At 53.7% G+C, this 18,048-nt stretch carries 16 protein-coding genes; 12 read left to right on the top strand and 4 right to left on the bottom strand.

Annotation, left to right across the window (positions count from 1 at the left end):
• Window positions 1-34: 34 nt before the first annotated feature.
• From BLX24_RS14735 to BLX24_RS14695, 9 genes are all read left to right on the top strand, one after another.
• Complete coding sequence (locus tag BLX24_RS14735; RefSeq protein ID WP_071503926.1) at window positions 35-1,321, top strand: adenylosuccinate synthase; 1,287 nt, start codon at window positions 35-37, stop codon at window positions 1,319-1,321.
• Window positions 1,322-1,459: 138 nt separating this feature from the next.
• Window positions 1,460-2,314, top strand: a complete 855-nt coding sequence (locus BLX24_RS14730; protein ID WP_071503925.1) for a fumarylacetoacetate hydrolase family protein — start codon at window positions 1,460-1,462, stop codon at window positions 2,312-2,314.
• 52 nt (window positions 2,315-2,366) lie between these two features.
• Entirely contained in the window at window positions 2,367-3,191 is an 825-nt protein-coding gene (locus BLX24_RS14725; protein WP_071504132.1) for an amidohydrolase family protein, read from the top strand.
• Window positions 3,192-3,319: 128 nt separating this feature from the next.
• Window positions 3,320-4,102, top strand: a complete 783-nt coding sequence (locus BLX24_RS14720) for an L-fucose dehydrogenase (RefSeq protein WP_071503924.1) — start codon at window positions 3,320-3,322, stop codon at window positions 4,100-4,102.
• A gap of 84 nt (window positions 4,103-4,186) precedes the next feature.
• Window positions 4,187-5,428, top strand: a complete 1,242-nt coding sequence (gene fucP / locus BLX24_RS14715) for an L-fucose:H+ symporter permease (protein ID WP_071503923.1) — start codon at window positions 4,187-4,189, stop codon at window positions 5,426-5,428.
• A 74-nt stretch (window positions 5,429-5,502) separates the two neighbouring features.
• Window positions 5,503-5,829: an L-rhamnose mutarotase gene (locus BLX24_RS14710; RefSeq protein WP_071503922.1), complete on the top strand. Its 327-nt coding sequence runs from the start codon at window positions 5,503-5,505 to the stop codon at window positions 5,827-5,829.
• Between the two features lie 151 nt (window positions 5,830-5,980).
• Window positions 5,981-6,451: a hypothetical protein gene (locus tag BLX24_RS14705; RefSeq protein WP_071503921.1), complete on the top strand. Its 471-nt coding sequence runs from the start codon at window positions 5,981-5,983 to the stop codon at window positions 6,449-6,451.
• 23 nt (window positions 6,452-6,474) lie between these two features.
• Window positions 6,475-6,963, top strand: coding sequence for a hypothetical protein (locus BLX24_RS14700; protein WP_071503920.1), 489 nt, complete (start codon window positions 6,475-6,477; stop codon window positions 6,961-6,963).
• Window positions 6,960-7,160, top strand: a complete 201-nt coding sequence (locus BLX24_RS14695) for a helix-turn-helix transcriptional regulator (RefSeq protein WP_071503919.1) — start codon at window positions 6,960-6,962, stop codon at window positions 7,158-7,160. Before BLX24_RS14700 ends, BLX24_RS14695 begins: the two co-directional genes overlap by 4 nt.
• A gap of 97 nt (window positions 7,161-7,257) precedes the next feature.
• Here the strand turns inward: BLX24_RS14695 and BLX24_RS14690 are convergent, their stop codons facing one another.
• The 3 genes from BLX24_RS14690 to BLX24_RS14680 form a co-directional block, all read right to left on the bottom strand.
• On the bottom strand, window positions 7,258-7,857 hold the full coding sequence (locus BLX24_RS14690; protein ID WP_071503918.1) for a DUF6624 domain-containing protein: 600 nt from the start codon (window positions 7,855-7,857) through the stop codon (window positions 7,258-7,260).
• Window positions 7,858-8,057: 200 nt separating this feature from the next.
• Window positions 8,058-11,084, bottom strand: coding sequence for a histidine kinase (locus BLX24_RS14685; protein WP_071503917.1), 3,027 nt, complete (start codon window positions 11,082-11,084; stop codon window positions 8,058-8,060).
• 7 nt (window positions 11,085-11,091) lie between these two features.
• Window positions 11,092-11,868 (bottom strand): LytR/AlgR family response regulator transcription factor, encoded by a 777-nt coding sequence (locus BLX24_RS14680; RefSeq protein ID WP_071503916.1) that lies wholly within the window; start codon window positions 11,866-11,868, stop codon window positions 11,092-11,094.
• A gap of 334 nt (window positions 11,869-12,202) precedes the next feature.
• Here BLX24_RS14680 and BLX24_RS14675 point away from each other — a divergent pair, with 334 nt between their 5' ends.
• The 3 genes from BLX24_RS14675 (at window position 12,203) to BLX24_RS14665 (ending at window position 15,004) form a co-directional block, all read left to right on the top strand.
• Window positions 12,203-12,586, top strand: coding sequence for a globin domain-containing protein (locus BLX24_RS14675; RefSeq protein WP_229201808.1), 384 nt, complete (start codon window positions 12,203-12,205; stop codon window positions 12,584-12,586).
• A gap of 108 nt (window positions 12,587-12,694) precedes the next feature.
• A complete protein-coding gene (locus tag BLX24_RS14670; RefSeq protein ID WP_071503915.1) occupies window positions 12,695-13,780 on the top strand; it encodes a GRAS family protein in 1,086 nt (361 codons plus the stop codon).
• A 72-nt stretch (window positions 13,781-13,852) separates the two neighbouring features.
• Window positions 13,853-15,004, top strand: a complete 1,152-nt coding sequence (locus tag BLX24_RS14665; protein WP_071503914.1) for a pyridoxal phosphate-dependent aminotransferase — start codon at window positions 13,853-13,855, stop codon at window positions 15,002-15,004.
• 50 nt (window positions 15,005-15,054) lie between these two features.
• On the opposite strand, the gene BLX24_RS14660 is transcribed toward BLX24_RS14665, so the two are convergent.
• The gene (locus tag BLX24_RS14660) at window positions 15,055-17,775 is read right to left on the bottom strand and encodes a beta strand repeat-containing protein (RefSeq protein ID WP_071503913.1); all 2,721 of its coding nucleotides are present in this window, start codon (window positions 17,773-17,775) and stop codon (window positions 15,055-15,057) included.
• Window positions 17,776-18,048: the final 273 nt, after the last annotated feature.

Genomic DNA, 18,048 nt, shown 5'->3' with positions numbered 1-18,048 from the left:
TTATCGGGAGTATCACCAATAAGTTAACAATCTAATGGTTGATGTATTATTAGGCCTCCAATGGGGCGACGAGGGGAAAGGCAAGATTGTGGATGTTTTGGCGCCACAATATCAGGTAGTTGCCCGCTTTCAGGGCGGCCCGAATGCCGGTCACACCCTCGAATTTGATGGTTTCAAACACGTTTTACACCAAATTCCATCGGGTATTTTCCGGAATGAGACCCTCAATATTATCGGTAACGGCGTTGTATTAGACCCAATCGTGTTCCGCCGCGAAATCGACGGATTGGCCAAATACAACCTCAACATCCACCAGAATCTGGTCATTTCTAAAAAAGCATCAATCATTCTGCCAACCCACCGTCTGCTCGACGCCGCTTTTGAGCAGTCGAAAGGCGAAGCAAAAATCGGTTCTACCCTGCGCGGTATCGGCCCGACCTATCAGGACAAAGTGGCCCGCCTCGGCCTCCGCGTCGGCGATATCCTGTCGGCCAATTTCCGCAAAAAATACGATACGCTGGTTTCACTGCACAAAACCACGCTTGATCATTACCAGTTCGATTACCAGTCGGTATTGCCTCAGGCCGAAGACGATTTTTTCGCCGCCATTGAGTTCATGAAGCAGTTCCAGCTGACCGACAGCGAATATGCCGTAAACGGTGCTCTGAAAAATGAGCAGCGTGTACTGGCCGAAGGTGCCCAGGGCTCTCTGCTCGACATTGATTTCGGTTCGTATCCGTTCGTAACCAGCTCTAACACCATGACCGCCGGTGCCTGTACGGGCCTTGGCGTAGCCCCACGTCAGATCGGTGAGGTATACGGTATTTTCAAAGCCTACTGCACCCGTGTCGGCAGCGGGCCGTTCCCGACAGAACTGCACGACGAAACCGGCGAAGCCATCCGCAAGGAAGGCCGCGAGTTTGGTGCCACAACCGGCCGGCCACGCCGCTGCGGCTGGCTCGACCTGCCCGCGCTGAAGTATGCGATCATGATCAACGGGGTGTCGCAACTGATTATGATGAAGGTCGATGTGCTGAACATCTTCGATACTATCAAAGTCTGTACGCACTACATCCTGCCCGACGGCACAGTAACCGAGCAATTCCCGTATGATCTCTGCGACGTAGACGTAACGCCGGTATATAAAGAATTTAAAGGCTGGAACACGTCACTCGACGGTATCCGCGCCTTCGACGACATTCCGGCTAAGCTGGCTGCCTATGTTAGCTACCTGGAAGGCGAGCTGAACCTGCCGATCAGTTTCATCTCGACCGGGCCCGACCGTGAGGCTATCATCCATCGTCAGGCTGTCGCGCTGTAAGTCATCAATTTCCTTTCTGGTTAAAGGGATGTGTTCGCGTCAGGTGACCACATCCCTTTTTTTTAGGGTCTCCGGCTAAAAGGGAATTATAAATCTGCTTTTTGTCTCTTTCCTTACTAATAAATTAACTCTCAAATTATGAAACTTCTTCGCTTCGGCACCCCCGAAAACGAAAAACCCGCTGTTGAACTATCAGAAGGCAAGCGTATCGACGTATCGGCGTTTGGTCAGGATTATGACGAAACGTTTTTCGCTACCGGCGGTCTCGACAAGCTGGCTCAGTGGCTGGACGCCAATGCCGCTTCATGTCCGGAAGTGCCCGCCGATGCGCGGCTGGCTTCGTGTGTAAAACGGCCGTCGAAAATCGTTTGTGTAGGCCTGAACTACGCCAAACACGCGGCTGAAACCAACGCGCCTACCCCCGCTGAACCGATTCTGTTCTTTAAATCGACAACGGCCCTGTCTGGTCCTAACGATAATGTAGTGATTCCGAAACGGTCGGAAAAAACAGACTGGGAAGTTGAACTGGCCATCATCATCGGCAAAAAAGCGACCTACGTCGAAAAAGACGAGGCGTTTGACTACATCGCCGGGTATGCTACCCATAACGATTACAGCGAACGGGCGTTCCAGATTGAGCGTGGCGGTCAGTGGGTAAAAGGCAAGAGCTGCGATACATTCGCTCCGCTGGGGCCCTACCTCGTTACGAAAGACGAAGTGGCTAACCCGAACAGCCTGCGCCTGTGGCTGTCGGTCAACGGCGAAATGTTGCAGGACTCGAATACGGACGACATGATTTTCGACGTACCGACCCTGGTCAGCTACATCAGCCAGTTTATGACCCTGCTGCCGGGCGATGTCATCACGACCGGTACGCCGGCCGGTGTAGGGCTCGGCCTCAATCCGCAGCGCTTCCTGAAACCGGGCGATGTGGTTGAACTCGGAATCGATCAGCTGGGCAGCCAGCGTCAGGTAGCCGTTGCCTATAGCTAATTACATGCATCCGGTACGGCCTTCGGAGCCGTACCGTTTTCTTCTTTTTCCCATGACCATTGACGCACATCAGCACTTTTGGCTCTACAATCCGGAACGTGATGCCTGGATTACCGAAGAAATGTCGGTGATCCGGCGCGATTTTTTACCGGCCGACCTGGAGCCGGTTCTGGCCGAAAACGGTGTCGACGGCTGCGTGGCCGTACAGGCCGATCAGTCAGAGGCCGAGACCATGTTTCTTCTGTCGATGGCCGACGCCTACCCGATTGTGCAGGGCGTTGTCGGCTGGGTCGATCTGCGGGCCGATAACCTCTACGACAAGCTGGAGTATTTTTCGCAGTATGAACTGCTGAAAGGTTTCCGCCACGTAGCACAGGCTGAAGCCGACGATTTTCTGGCGCGGCCGGAGATCATCAAAGGCATTCGTCAGCTGACTGCCTTCGACTTCACCTACGACATTCTGATTTACCCGACACAGCTCAAAGCCGCCCTGCATCTGGTGCGGGAGCTGCCCGACGTAAAGTTTGTGGTCGATCACATTGCCAAGCCCTATATCAAGGACCAGAAAATCAACACCTGGTCGAACTACATGGCCGAAATCGCGAAACAACCCAACGTTTACTGCAAGGTATCCGGCATGGTAACGGAAGCCAGCTGGCAGGGCTGGACAACCAACGACTTTTTCCCGTACCTCGACGTAGTATTCGAAAACTTCGGCCCTGACCGGATCATGTACGGCTCCGACTGGCCGGTTTGTCTGGTGGCGGGCAGTTACGGACAGGTGAAAAACATCGTGGAAGAGTACGTAGCGCCGTGGGGAACCGAGGTCCGCGATAAGGTTTTCGGCCACAACGCTGTGCAGTTTTATACTCTTTGATCACCCTGACAGTCATTCTGTTTTCGCTAAAGCCATTTCCGCTAAACTTCGTGTTCTCCGTGCAATACCTCTGTGAGCGCCGTGGTTAATGCAAACGGCTTTTTCAGAAAACATAACCCATTTAACGCATGAATCTGAACCTACAGGATAAAATCATCATTGTGACCGGTGGTGCCAAGGGCATCGGCGAAGGCATCTCAACCGCACTCGCTGCCGAAGGAGCCATTCCGGTTATCGTTGGCCGGAACGCCGCCGACAACCAGGTAGCGGTCGACAAAATCGTGGCAGCGGGCGGCAAAGCCTTTGCCATCGAGGCCGAACTGACCCAACCCGAAGCGTGTAAAAAAGCCGTTGACGAAACGCTGGCCCAATTCGGCCGCATCGACGGACTAGTCAACAACGCCGGTGTCAACGACGGTGTCGGGCTGGAAAACGGCAGCTACGAAGCCTTCATGGCCTCGCTGCACAAAAACGTGGTACATTATTACCTGATGGCCCACTATGCGCTGCCGGCGCTGAAAGAAAGCAAAGGCTCGATAGTGAATGTAGGCTCGAAAGTGGCCGAAACCGGCCAGGGCAACACCTCAGCCTATGCTGCGGCCAACGGTGGCCGCAACGCCCTCACCCGCGAATGGGCCGTTGAGCTCCTGCCCTATGGCATCCGGGTAAACGCGCTGATTGTGGCCGAGTGCTGGACGCCGCTCTATGCCAACTGGATCAAAACGCTCCCGAATCCGGACGAAAAGCTGAAGGATATTGTCAGCAAGATTCCGCTTGAAAAACGCATGACCACGGCCGAAGAAATCGCCAACATGATTGTATTCCTGCTGTCGGATAAATCAAGCCACACAACGGGTCAGCTGATCCATGTCGATGGTGGCTATACGCATCTCGACCGGTCAATTACCTAGTTTTCGTTTTCTGTTGCCGCGCCGGTTCACCTCCGTGCGGCAACCCATTCACAAAGCCCGTTAACCTTCTTATCAACGTACTCTATGGCCTCGATTTCACCGTCGGCATCCGCCAAAGCAACCTCCGCACCACAGGGGAATACCACCCTTGCGTTTGCGCTGGTTACCAGTTTATTTTTTCTGTGGGGTTTCGCCATCAGTATGCTCGACGTACTGAACAAAAAATTCCAGCTTGTTCTCAACCTGTCTAAGTCAGAATCGGCCTGGGTACAGGTTGTTACGTTTGGCGCGTATTTTATCATGGCCCTGCCGGCCGGCTACATGATGAAGCGGTTCGGCTATAAGCGCGGCATCATCATGGGGCTGCTGCTTTACGCCGCCGGTGGTCTGCTGGTGTATCCGGCCGGCGAAGCCCAGTCGTGGACATTTTTCCTGATTGCGCTTTTTATTCTGGCCTGTGGTCTGGCGTTCCTCGAAACCGCTGCCAACCCGTATGCTTCCGTGCTGGGCTCGCCCGAAACATCGGAGCAGCGGCTAAACCTGGCCCAGTCGTTCAATGGTCTGGGCGCCATTACGGGTCCGGTAATCGGTGGCTGGCTGATGTTTGCCGGTAGCAGCAATACGTCGGCCGAGGCGGGCTGGGATACGATCCAGCTTCCGTATATCATCGTCGGGATCATCGTACTGGTCGTTGCCGTTATTTTCTACCGCACACCGCTGCCCGAAATTCAGGAAGAAGCGCTGGTTACCGACGCCCATGCGCACTCGGGCAAAACGCTTTTCCAGCACACTCATTTTGTACTGGGTGTGTTTTCGCAGTTTCTTAATGTGGGAGCACAGGGCTGTATCTGGGGCTTTTTCATTAACTACGCCACCGAAACCGCCCGCATTTCGGATCAGGAAGCGGCGTATCTGCAAGGCATTGCCATGGCCTTCTTCATGGTGGGTCGTTTTGTCGGTACGTTTTTCATGCGTTTTACCCGCGCCAACGTGCTGCTCGGCATTTATTCAGTGATCATGGTGGCGCTGTTGTTTGTCGTGTACCTGCACCTTGGTCAGATTTCGCTGTATGCGCTGATGGCCTTCTTCTTCTTCCAGAGCATCACGTTCCCGACCATCTTTGCGCTGGGCGTGAAAGATCTGGGCCAGTTTACGAAGCAAGGGTCATCGTACATCATCATGGGCATTGTGGGGGGCGCTGTCTTCCCGCCGATCATGGGTATGATTGCCGACAGCAGTAACACTGCCACTTCATTCCTGCTCCCTGCCGCCTGCTTCGCCTTCATCGCCTGGTACGGGTTTAAGGGGTCACAAGTTAAAAATTGAGTGGTTGGGTGATTGAGCGATTGAGTGAACAGCAATTGCTCAATCACCCAATCACTCATTCACTCAATAGCTATATGCGTTATTGTCTTGCGCTTGATCTGAAGGATGATCCGGCATTGATTGCTGAATATGAGCGCTATCACGAAAAAATATGGCCGGAGATCGACGAGAGCATCCGGTCGGCGGGGATTACCAACATGGAAATCTACCGCATCGGGCCACGGTTGTTTATGATCATGGAAACCGACGACACGTTTTCTTTCGACCGGAAAGCGGCAGCCGACGCCGCCAACCCGAAAGTGCAGGAATGGGAAGCCCTGATGTGGCGTTACCAACAGGCCCTGCCGATGGCGAAGCCCGGCGAAAAATGGCTCCTCATGGACCGCATTTTTGCCCTGTAAGCTCTCTTGTTGCTTCATTGTTACCAAAACCGGACAGCTGTCCGGTTTTTTTATGCCGTTTACTCAAAAGGCACACGAAAAAAAAGACCACTTCGTTTGACTATATGTAAAGCAAGCTTTACTTTTGGACAAACAAACTTATACTAATCGCATGAACACAACACTCTTATTCCCCTATTACTTCCGGTTTATCGGCTGGGGCCTCATCCTTGCTTTTTTGGGTACCTGGGCCTATCTGGAGCTAAATCCGGATTCCGGCGTTGAGGATTATCTCACGGTCCATATCAGCAATAACTGGTTATCGGATTTTTATGACACCACCAGCCTTAATTTTACGGACGAAATCATGTGCATTGCCCTGATCACCGGCCTGCTGTTTGTTGGTTTCTCCCGCGAGAAGCTTGAAGACGAGATGATTAATCAGTTACGCCTGAAAGCCTTACAGGCCAGTGTGTACCTGAACTACGCCTTACTGATGCTGGCCATCGTACTGATTTACGGACTGGAATTTTACAACGTACTGATGTACAATATGTTCACCGTACTGCTCTTCTTTATCCTGTATTTCCAGCTCACCTTACGTAAAAACCGGCGCAGTGTCCGACGCGTACTGGCTTTTTAACCTTGCTACCAACAGTAAACATCATGAACACGAACCTCTTATTTCCTCATCGCTACCGTCTGATTGGCTGGCTTATTTTTCTTCCGTCGGCGGTATTAGGCCTTTTCTACACCTATGCTGAGTTTAAATTTGCGTTTCTCACGCTTCAGGCTCCTGACAAAAAATCATCAGTCTATGGGCTCTATCAATTCTTTTTTGATAATCTTTTCGGGAATACCAATTTTACGGATGAGGTAGCCGCCATCGGAATCATTACCGGCCTTTTATTCATTGCCTTTGCGCGGGAGAAACACGAAGACGAAATGATTCAGCACCTGCGGCTGGAATCGTTACAGTGGAGTGTCTACGCCAATTACATCATCCTGAGTCTGGCCATTATTCTGATTCATGGCAGTCCGTTTCTATCGGTCATGATTTATAACATGTTCACGATTCTGCTGGTGTTTGTGATCCGGTTCAGGCTTTTACTGTATAAAAACAGCCGTGAGCTGGAGAAGGAGGTTGGCGTATGAAGAACCGCATCAAAGTTGCCCGGGCCGAAAACAACTGGTCGCAGGCCGATTTAGCCGAACGCATCGGGGTGAGCCGGCAAACGATCAACTCCATCGAAACCGGCCGCTACGTTCCCTCCACGATCCTTGCCCTGAAAATGGCGCAGGAGTTCGGCAAACCGGTTGAGGAGCTGTTTATGCTGGAAGAAGGTGAATAGATAAGCCGTTGACCATCCGGATTTAGCTTACCCCACGACTGCATCAGAAACAACTATGTTTTCGGATATAGTCGTGGGATAAATCCATTTTTAAACCTCATGCCAGCCAACCCACAGACCGGCGCCACTCGTCGGCTTCCTGCCGCCGTTTGGCAGCATCGGCGGGCGGCGACTGGTTTTCGCGCGCGGCCTGTTTCCTGATCAGAGCCGTTTGCTCGTCGAGGGAGTTCAGGCCGATGGCCTGGCGCCGGTTGTTGACGCTGGCGAGGTCATCATACAGGTTGGGGCTTAACCTGCCGTTTTCGTCCCAGTCAAACTGGGTTCCGTAGCGTTGCGGTTTGCCTTCGAGCGCCGCAATCCGGTCGGTGAGATAGGCAAGGTGGATGGGATTAGCCTGCTGCGCCAGCACGGCCTGTTCGAGCAGGGCGCAGCACTTTTTCATAAAGACCGGTTGCCCGATGGCGTGCTGCATTACCAGCCACGCCGCCTCACTCGCTTCCTTCCCGACAGCGTCTACAGTCGGGAAGCCGATGCGGTCGATGATGTCGTCCAAGACGGCCGCATTGTGGTTATGCAGCTGCGCCATGTCCGGGTGATAGCCCTCACCCAGCTGCCCGGTCCGGATCAGCTGGTCCCGCATCGCCAGATCGGCGTCTTTTAAGGCAATGATTTGTTGAGGGATGGAGGTTTGAGGCATAGAGAGGGGCTGATAATAGTGGTCTAAACGCTGCTGATGTACCGCTTTCAGACCCCAATTTAGCTTTTTAACCAATTCATAAGTCGGTCATGAAGCAGTAAACAAGTCAGTTCAGGCAGGAACTAAACAGCGCCGCGTCGGTAGATCAGGGCGATTCCCCGTTCAGGCGGCCAGGCGCAACGGGCGGTTCGGCAAGAGGTCTACAAAAACGGGACCATGACGGTAAAGGTATCGGGTCCGTCGAGGATCCGGACGGGCTTATCGCTGAGGTAACCGTAGAGCGTTTTCAGGCTGTCGAGGCCCTGCTTGTTGGAGGTCTCGACAAAGTGTTTTTTCTGTAAACTGTTTTCGACGCACAGGTAGTCGCCGTCGGCATAGACGCGGATATAGAGCGGCTTTTCGTCTTCGATGGTGTTGTGCTTGATGGCGTTTTCGAGCAGGTTTTGCAAGGTCACCGGCACCACGCCCCGCGTGAGGCACCCGGCCGGCACGTCGAGGGTAATGTGCAGCCCGTCCTCAAAACGAGACTGCTGCAGGTCAATGTAGTGGCGCACAAAACTGAGCTCGTGCTCCACACTCACCGTTTCCTTTTCCTTATTCTGGAGAATGTAGCGGTAAATCGCCGAGAGTTTCTGCAAAAACCGGGAAGCCTGCCGTGGTTCGTTCACAATCAGGCTGTTGAGCGAGGTCAGGCTGTTGAACAGGAAATGCGGGTTGAGATGATTAATCAGGTTCTGGTATTGTATGTCGGTTTTGTCCCGTTCCAGGCGGGTGGCCTGCATCTGGAGATGATGCAGTTTGGCCGTCTGCTGCGTGCGGTAATGCAGAAATGCCAGCGTCAGACCTGCTACGGCGAGCAGGAGCAGCAGCTTAAACCAGGTCTTTTTGTAGAACTCCGTATCGACCACGATTTTCAGCGTAGCTTCGGCCGTCCCGGTATCATCATCAATGGCTTTCACCCGAAATGTATACGTACCACCGGGAATCTTGGTATATCCCGCCATGGTTTTGCGCCCCGCTTCCCGCCAGTTGTCATCGTAGCCGTCAAGTTTAAACCGGTATTTATGGATGGGGTGCGGCGTTATGACCGAATAGTCGATGGTGAACGTGTTTTCGTCAACGCTCAGCGCCATCTCTTTTGTCCGGTTGCCCACCATGTAACTCGTATCAGGCGGCGACACGCTGTTGATCAGCACCTGCGGCGCGGGCATGGGCTTCCCATAACGGCCGGGCATAAACGCCACGAGATACCCCTTCAGCGAGGCCAGAATGTTGCCGTCCGGGAGCTTGATCAGGTTATTGGCGTACTGGTATTCGCTTTCGTTGATCTGTAACGTAAACGAGCGGGCGTGCTTTTTCTGCGGCGAAAACACCCAGAACCGGTTATAGAACGGCACCCACACCTGCCCCGCCTCATCGATACTCCCCATTCCGTAGTTGTTGGGGTCCACTCCCTCCTTTGCTCCCCACAACCGGAACGTATCCGACGCCGGTATGTACCGGGCCAGGCCTGCCCCGTCGGCCGGCAGCCAGAAGGCATTTTGCCGGTCGATCATAAACGACCGGCAGCGCTTGTAATAATCAGGCAGCGGGTTGCGGGTGTGCAGTTCAAACCGGTTGCGGGACGTGTTGAGCCGGTAAAAACCATTCGGGAAACCATTCAGCCAGTAGGTCCCCTGCCGGTCAGCGGCGGCCCAGGTAATGTGAAAGTGTTCGGCCGGCTTCGGAATCGGGATTTTCTCCCAGGTATGGCGTTGCAGGTCATACCGGAGCCCGGCCATAAACGTGCCGTAGAGCCACAGGTATGGTCCCTGCACATCCATGTACGACAACCACGTATCACCATCCGGTTTCAGCATGCTTTCAGGAATGCGAAAGGGCGAAAACGTCTTTCGGGTCATGTCGAACGTGACAATCTGCCGCCAGAACCGGATAAACAGCCGGTTCCGGACGGGGTCACGGATAACCTGCGGCAGGTTGGGGGTATAGTTGTTTTCTTCCTGCACCGGCAGCAGATACCGTTCAAACTGATTGGTGATCCGGTTGAACCGCATCAGGTATTTGGGCGTCGTCAGCCACCAGGTATCCCCGTCGGCGGCCATCGACGAAATACCGAAATAGTCGTTGATGGTCGGATCGAAGCGTTTGAGGTCGTAAATGGTATAAAACGTCCGTTCGGGATTCGTAATCGACAGTCCGTTCATGGTCGCCAGCCAGATTGAGCCGTCGGGGTGTTGCCAGGCATCCCAGAAAAAATTAGCGGCTACAGACGTCTTTACGGCCTCATCGTGAAAAAACTCCGTAGCCTTACCTGTTCCGCCCTCAATAAAAAACAGGGTAAACGACCACGAACTTACCCAGAAATTATGGTTCCGGTCGATGAAAATCGTCCCGACCGGAAACGGCTCACGGTTGCGGGTAGCGGTCAGCCGGATTGCCTGCTGCAGGCGGCGTGTTCTGGCGTCAAACACCCTGATGGCCTGTGCCTCATTGTCCGAAAAAATCAGTCTGGAGCCATCCATCGCCAGAGCCGATGTGCTGTGCTTTGTAAAAACCGGCAGCGCTCCGGGATTATGCCGGTGGCTGTAGAACGTGTTTGTACCGGTATCGAGGTAGTGGAGGCCTTCGGGGGTAGTCATCCAGAGCCCGTTGCGGTACGGGTCTTCGAGCAATCCGTTGCGGGTAATGTGGGCCGTCAGCATTTTCGGATCGGTCGATGAAACCGGATACAGGTCATACCGGCCGGTCTTTACCCGGTAGCACACCAGACCAATGCCACCGTCGGAAAACCAGACATCGCCCCGCCGGTCGCAAACAATACTGTAACAAACGCTGAGCCGCCGGCCGTTTACCGAATCAATCCGGGTAATCTGCTGCGTTGCCGGATCAACGTAATTGATACCACGGCGGGTGCCGATCCAGATGTAGCCCCGCTTATCTTCACAGAGTGAATGAACCCGGTTGTTGCTGAGTGACTGTTTGCCGGTCAGGCCGCTTTTAAATACGGTAAAATGGGTGCCGTCGAAGCGGTTCAGGCCGTCGATTGTACCCAGCCAGAGAAACCCGTTCCGGTCGCGGAGAATGGCGCCCATCAGGTTATGCGATAAGCCCTGCTGCTCCTGAATGTGTTCAAACTCCAGCGGCAGCGTGTTCGGCTGCGCGCAGAGGCTGCCACCTGTCAGCAACCATAACAGGGTAATCCCGATAAAGGCGAGGGCCGTTCTCATAGGCGGTCTACCGGTCTAACCAGCGCTTAAAGGCCGGGGCTTTCTGCCGGCTGATGTCCACATCAACAGCTTGATGGGGGGATCGCAGGCGCAGCACCAGTTTGGCGTTTTCAAGACTTTTCACGCTCTGTATGGCATCAATGTTGACAATAAACTGGCGGTTAGCACGGTAGAACTGCGCCGGATCAAGTAATTCCTCGATCTGTTCCATCGTTTCGTAGTCCAGTGTGTAGCGTTCATTGGCCTTCGTAACCATAAAATTGACCAGCTCATACTGAAAAAACGCAATATCGGCCGTTTTTACCGGCACCCACCCGCTCCGCGAATTTCCCAGAAAATTTTCCTTATAGACCGCCTTCGCCGCCGCGCCCGGATGCTGAAGCGCCTGCATCAGTTTCTGCAAATCGACCGACAATCCCGCTTTCTGTTTATGGATGCTCCGGGCTTTGGCAATTGCCTTTTCCAGATCATCAGGATCAACCGGTTTCAGCAGGTAATCGATGCCATTGACCTTAAAGGCCTGAATGGCGTATTCGTTATACGAGGTGACGAAGATGATCGGACAGTTCAGCGTAAACTTTTCGAAGATTTCAAAGCTGACCCCATCTGCCAGCTGAATATCGGCAAACACAACATCGGGTTCGGCGTTTTCGCCAAACCAGCGCAAGGCGGTTTTTACACTGGGCAGTGTTTCAACAATGCAGATATCGGCATCAATTTCAGCGATCTTAAAGGCAAACTCTTTGGCAACGAGTTTTTCATCTTCAATCAGAATAGCGTTCATAGCCTACCAGACAGCGAGTGATGGAGAATGATTTTCGTAAACCTTCACATAAAGATGCGATTCTGCAAAAAAAGTAAGTTGAACGGTATCAAATCACGAAAGAGGCAGCTTAAACACCGGTTAAATGGCATGCCACTCAGCGGACAACTTTACCATTGAGCCCGTTTCCGGCATCCGTTCAATGGAAAGTTGCTACCAGTCGGCCCGAAAAATTTGGCCACCCTACCGGTATATGTCAATTTTATCAATTAAGGAGAGAGGAGACGTTATGGTTTTTGAATGCCCTATGATGACCGGAGAGCAAATACAATTAGTAAAAACAACGTGGAGACTGTTGCGGGAGATTGACCCGGTTCTGTTGGGTGATGTGTTTTACGGCCGGCTGTTTATCGACAATCCGGCCTTGCAGTCCCTGTTTAAATCTCCGATGGATGAACAGTATAAAAAGCTGATCGATACGATCAGTGTGGTAGTCGCACGGCTGGAAAACCTGCCTGAGCTGATACCCGATATTCAGGCACTGGCACAGCGGCATGTGCAGTATGGAGTGAAGCCCGAACAGTATGATCTGGTGGGTGCAGCCCTGCTCTGGACCCTCGAAAAAGGCCTTGGCCGTGACTGGACACCCGCTGCCGCCGAAGCCTGGAGCCGCTGCTACCATACCCTGGCTCAAACGATGATCAATAGCCCTGCCTCTGTCGATTCACCGGCGGTTTAACTACGCTTCGACGGAAATTACCGGCAACTCAACCTTTAAATTTTGGAGGCCGCCTCTCTGCCGCCTTAGCTTTGGTCAATAATCAACAACAACCCCGACACTAAATCAATGGAAGCGATTGACACAAATGCCCTGCTGCAACTCCGGAACCTGGCCAATCGGATGCCGGATGCGCTGACCGAAACCGACCAACAGGTACTGGAGGCGATCTACTACGAATCGGTTGAAGACCTCGACAATCCGGTATCCCTCTTTGCCTATACCCTGGCCAAAGCCATGCGGAAACAGGTTGCCGGCGGGCAATCGCAGGAGCACATTTACCTGCAACGGTTTGATATTCCGCAAATCCGGCTGTTCGAATTGCTGATTCAACAATTCCCGCTGGCCAACCTCAGTCAGCATTGCACCAATACTTTGCTGATCGATGCCCTGGCCGATTGCGAATATCCGGTTCTCATGGATATCGGTATCGGCACCGGCTTTCAGGTGGCTACCATCATCGGCGGACTGGCCGCGAAAACCGGCAGTCAGGTAAAACAACTCCATGTAGCAGGGATCGAACCGTTTGCCGATGCGCTGGTTGCTGCTGCGCAAAACATTCAGCAAGCGGCCACCCGGGCGCCGTTTGCCGTTACGCTGACCACCCGGACTGACTTTATCGAAAACCTGTCGATAAACGACCTCCGGCAGATGCTGCCGGCAGAACACGACGGGATTTTTGCCAATGCGTCGTTTGCGCTGCATCATATTCAAGGTGCCGCGCAGCGAAAAGTGGTATTTGAGACGCTGAAAGCCTTACCGGTGCAGGCGCTTGTGCTGAGTGAGCCAAACTCGAACCACTATACCGCCGATTATGCCGAACGGTTTACTAACTGCGTGCAACATTACGGCGCCCTGTTCCGGATTATTGATACCTTACCGATAACGGCTACCGAAAAGACGGCCCTGAAGCTGTTCTTCAGCCGTGAGATCGATGATGTTCTGGGGAATGCCGAAACGGTGCGGGTCGAAAAGCATTATGCCACGGAGCAATGGGTAGCCCTGTTTGCCGAAACCGGCTTTCAGCTCCGGAAACGCGATGCCTCATTTTCTTACACCACGCTGAACGGCACACAGCTGGAAACGTATCTACCCGACCGTTACGCTACTGTCTTCAACGGTGAAGAAATCACCAGCCTGTTCTGGGCAGAGTAAACGTGTCATTCTCTTTTTTTCTGCCATCCTGCATCCGTCTTATCTTCTTAAACCAATCAATTAAACACAGACATGACTATCATTACCAAACAGGCTGCTACGGGCGAGCCTCAGCTTACCTATGCCTCAATTGAACCATTGCTGTGGGAAAACGGCCTTGCACCCGAACCAATGCGTTTGCACTGCAACGAGCTTCCATTCGATATTCCGCAGGCCATTAAGCAGCAGATTGCCGAAAAAATGGCACAGCTCGCCTGGAACCGCTACCCGGATTTCTACAATACGGAACTGACGGCCCTGCTGGCAGCCCATAGCAAGGTTCATCCCGATCAGGTTGTTCCGGGTAATGGTTCGTCTCAACTGATTCAGCAACTTATCGGGTGTTTTTCGAAAATCATGTCTCTTGCCATTATCGAGAAACCTACCTTTACTTTCTACCATCAGGTTTGCGATAACGAGCAGCTGGCCTACCAGGAATGGGAACTGACCCGCGAAGGTAAACACGATCTGAGTACGTTCCCGCAACTGGCCGAACCGGCATTGATCATCCTGACTTCACCTAATAACCCGACCGGCACAACCTTACCGCTCAGCGATCTGCAATGCCTGCTGGACCAGCATCCTGAATCGATTTTCATCGTCGACGAAGCCTACGCCGAATTTGGCGGCGACACGGCACAGGAGCTGATTGAGCAATATCCAAACCTGATTGTCCTGAAAACCCTGTCGAAAGGCTATGGGATGCCAGGCATCCGGTTCGGGTATGCGCTGGGCAGTAAGCCGGTTATGCAACTGCTGAAAAAACACACCGTACCGTTTACCATCAATATCTTCACCGAACTGATTGTCCGCGAACTCCTGACCAATCCGGCATTTGGTCTGGCCTTGCAGCAAAACCGGGAACGGGTCAAAAACCTCCGCGATTTTGTTCATTACCTGCTGAACGATCTGGCTGTCAGGGGCGACTTCACGGTTCATGCTTCAGCCGCGAACTTCCTGCTGCTCCGTTTTCAGGACCCCGGCCTGCTCGAACACGTCCGCACTATGCTGGCAGCCCGCCGGATACTGGTAGGCTACCCGATGCCGATGTGTCTGCGGCTAACGATTGGTGACGAAGCACAGATGAATCTGGTCGTGCGGCTCATTAAACAGGCTATTGATACCCGCAACGGTGCAGGCATCCCCGGAGACCACAAACAAATCGTCCGGAATAACCCGCGCTAAGGCGGCTACTCCGGACGACGTACCCTTGTTATACCCTGTCAGCTCCCCGATCAAGGGCAGGCGGTACCGGTAACTACGTAGGTAATGGTATCCATGCTCTCCTGACCGCAGGCATTGGTTGCTTTGGCGGTTAAGGTATACGTCCCCGGCTGTCTGACCCCTGTGGCATTCAGTGAATAGGTTCCTGTACGCCGGTAAACCGTACTGAACACATACCCGTTAGGCCCCGAAAAGACAAAGGCCGAGCCGGTACCCTGCCCCTGAAGATTGACCGAACAATTTCCCGGGCCCAAAACGCTCGTCATCGTCACCGATATGGCTTTCGAAACAGGGTCGGCACAGCTCACGGATACGGTTATACTCCCCTCACCGACACAACCATTCTGCGTACCAGTCACCGAATATACCGTCGTTGTCGCCGGCGAAACGGTCACACTGGCCGCCGTTGTATTCAGGGGTGCACCCCATAAATAGCTTGCGGCACCGGAGGCCGTCAGAACGGCGCTCTGTCCGCCGGTTAACGCTGTTGAGGAGGCACTGACGGTGACCGTGGGCGACGTGTTTACCGTGACAGTAGCCGTTGCCGTTGCTGAACAAACGCCGTTGCTGACCGTCACGGAGTAAGCCGTTGTGCTGACCGGACTAACTATGTTGGCCCTGCCGGTAAAGCCATCTGACCAAAGGTAGGAAGTCCCCGCTCCCGTCGTCAGGGTGGTGCTCCGCCCCGAACAGATCGTCAGGTTGCCGCCGATGGTAGCTGTCACGGCCGGGCTGACCGAGACAGTGACCGTCGTAGTCGTGAAACAGCCCGTTGCCGTGTTGCTCAAGGTTACGGAATAGGCTGTCGTACTGACAGGGCTCACCACATTAACTGCGTTGTTTGTGCCGTTGGACCATTGGTAGGCATTACCGCCCGTACCTGATGCCGTCAGGGTCGTACTGCCCCCCACACAGATTGACAGGTTGCCACTGATACTGAGTGCGGGCACAGCCGTATTGCTGCTGACCGTGACTGCTGCGGTTGTCGAACAACCGCCTTCAAGGGCCGTCACCGAATAAACACCCGATGTACTGACGACGCGGGTAGCATTTGTACTGTTATCATTCCAGGTAAAGGTGCTGCTGCCGGAAGCCACTGCCGTCAGCGTAAGGCTTGTCTGGTTGCAGGTAAGCGTTGGCGAGCCGGAAGCGGTAATACTGACGGAGGTTACGCTCCGTACCGTTACAGACGTACTGATTGCCGAAGACGAGCAAACGCCATCATTGACGGTCAGGCTGATAACGGTACTACTGGTTGGCACAAAGCTGGTCGAGCCCGTGTTACTGCCGGTTGACCAGGTATACAATACAGGCGGAGGCGCGGCCAGACTTGCTACGCGCGCGCCCGGCGCACCGGCCGTCCCATTGGCGGTCAGCATAACACTTTGACCAGGACACACCGTTAAACCAGGCACTGCGCTGACGGTCGCATCCGGCAGCGAACGGCGGACGGCCGTTACGCTGGTGGTCGACCAGCATCCGCCCGCCGTAACAGCGGTTACGGTATAGGGCTGGCCCAGGCTAACACTGATGGCAGCGGTATTTTCGGTTGTGCTCCAGCGGTAGGTTCCTCCGCTACCGGCCCCCGAAGCACTCAGCGAAATGGTGCTCCCCAGGCAGAACGTCAGCGAAGGGGTAGCCGTAATCACTGCCGTCGGGTTGCCATTAACAGTCAGGCTAACGGTAGTGGTGCTGGCCGGACTTCCACCCGAACCAGCGACGGTCACCGTAAAGGTTTTGACACCGGTTGTGGTTGTACTGACCGAAGCCACACTGCTGCTGCCACCCGCCGTAATCAGGGCACCGGCCGGAGCGGTCCATGTGTAGCTGAAAGGCGTAACCCCACCTGAAGCCGTTACCGATAGTGAGGCCGTACCGCCGATACAAACGGTTGTGGGGTTAGCGCGCGTAGTCAGCGTAACGGGTAAAATACAGGTTGATACCGTACCGGTAACGCCCACCGTTTGCGGGCTTGCCCCTGACGAGCTGAGCGTAACACTCCCCGAAATTGACGTGGCCGGTGCCGAGGCCGACGCACGGACGTAAACCGTTGTGACCGAAACCGTGCCGCTCGTTTGCGGGAAGCTAAGCGAGCTACCGAATCCGGCGCTGGCATTGGTCGAAATCTCAAAATTAACCGGCGCATTAGCAATCAGACTGGCCGTCAGATCACTACCTGCCACGGTAAACGACTGGGTATTAACAGACGCCGTGCCCTGGCATGCCGTAATGGTACCGGTGGCCGTCCCGGCCGTGATAGCAGGGCTCCCACCACAGGAACTACCAAGTGTTGTTTGCGTACCTGTCCCGTCAAATTTAATCATCGGTCCGCAAGGCACTCCCGCATCAACCCAGGACCCCGTGCCCAATGCCGGCGGATTAGGCGAAGACGCAAATGTATTATACCACGCCAGGACCGTGTATGCTTTGGAACCTGTTCCTGACCAGTTTGGGTCTGCCTGCATTTCCCAACGGTTATTACTGGTACTCCAGATTACCCGGAAAGGAATATTCCCGTTACCGGATGCCCCTTCAAAAGTGTTTCGGCAACCGACGGTGCCCGTTTGTGTTAATACATCAGCGGTACCGCTACCCGAACAGCCGGTATCTTTCCAGTTAATCGTCTGGGCATAAGCCAGTTGAGATAAGCCAACCAGCCATAACATCACAATTACGCGGCATGACAGCCACAGCAGCCGGTTATAAGTCAGACTTAATGATACATTGATCATAAACAATGGTGTTATTTACAACATAAACAGGCATCTGGCTGGTCACAGAGTATACGGACCTACTTATTCGCGATGCCTTGAATGAGAAAAGAGAGAAACAGAATGCGTACGACAAGCCGGTTCAGTTGCCCATGAACCGGTAATGGTGTTTTGAATCAACCGGAAAGCGCAGGTCATAGCCTCGCCAGTACGGAAAAAAAAAGCCGGTCAGGAACCGGATACACCAACTCCTGACCGACTGTCAGTGATATTCAGTAAACGTCATTTACTTCA

The sequence above is a fragment of the Arsenicibacter rosenii genome, from assembly GCF_001870735.1.
Lineage (GTDB): Bacteria > Bacteroidota > Bacteroidia > Cytophagales > Spirosomataceae > Arsenicibacter > Arsenicibacter rosenii.
Note: the sequence above shows the minus strand (reverse complement) of the source record. Positions and strands in the feature narration are given on the sequence as shown.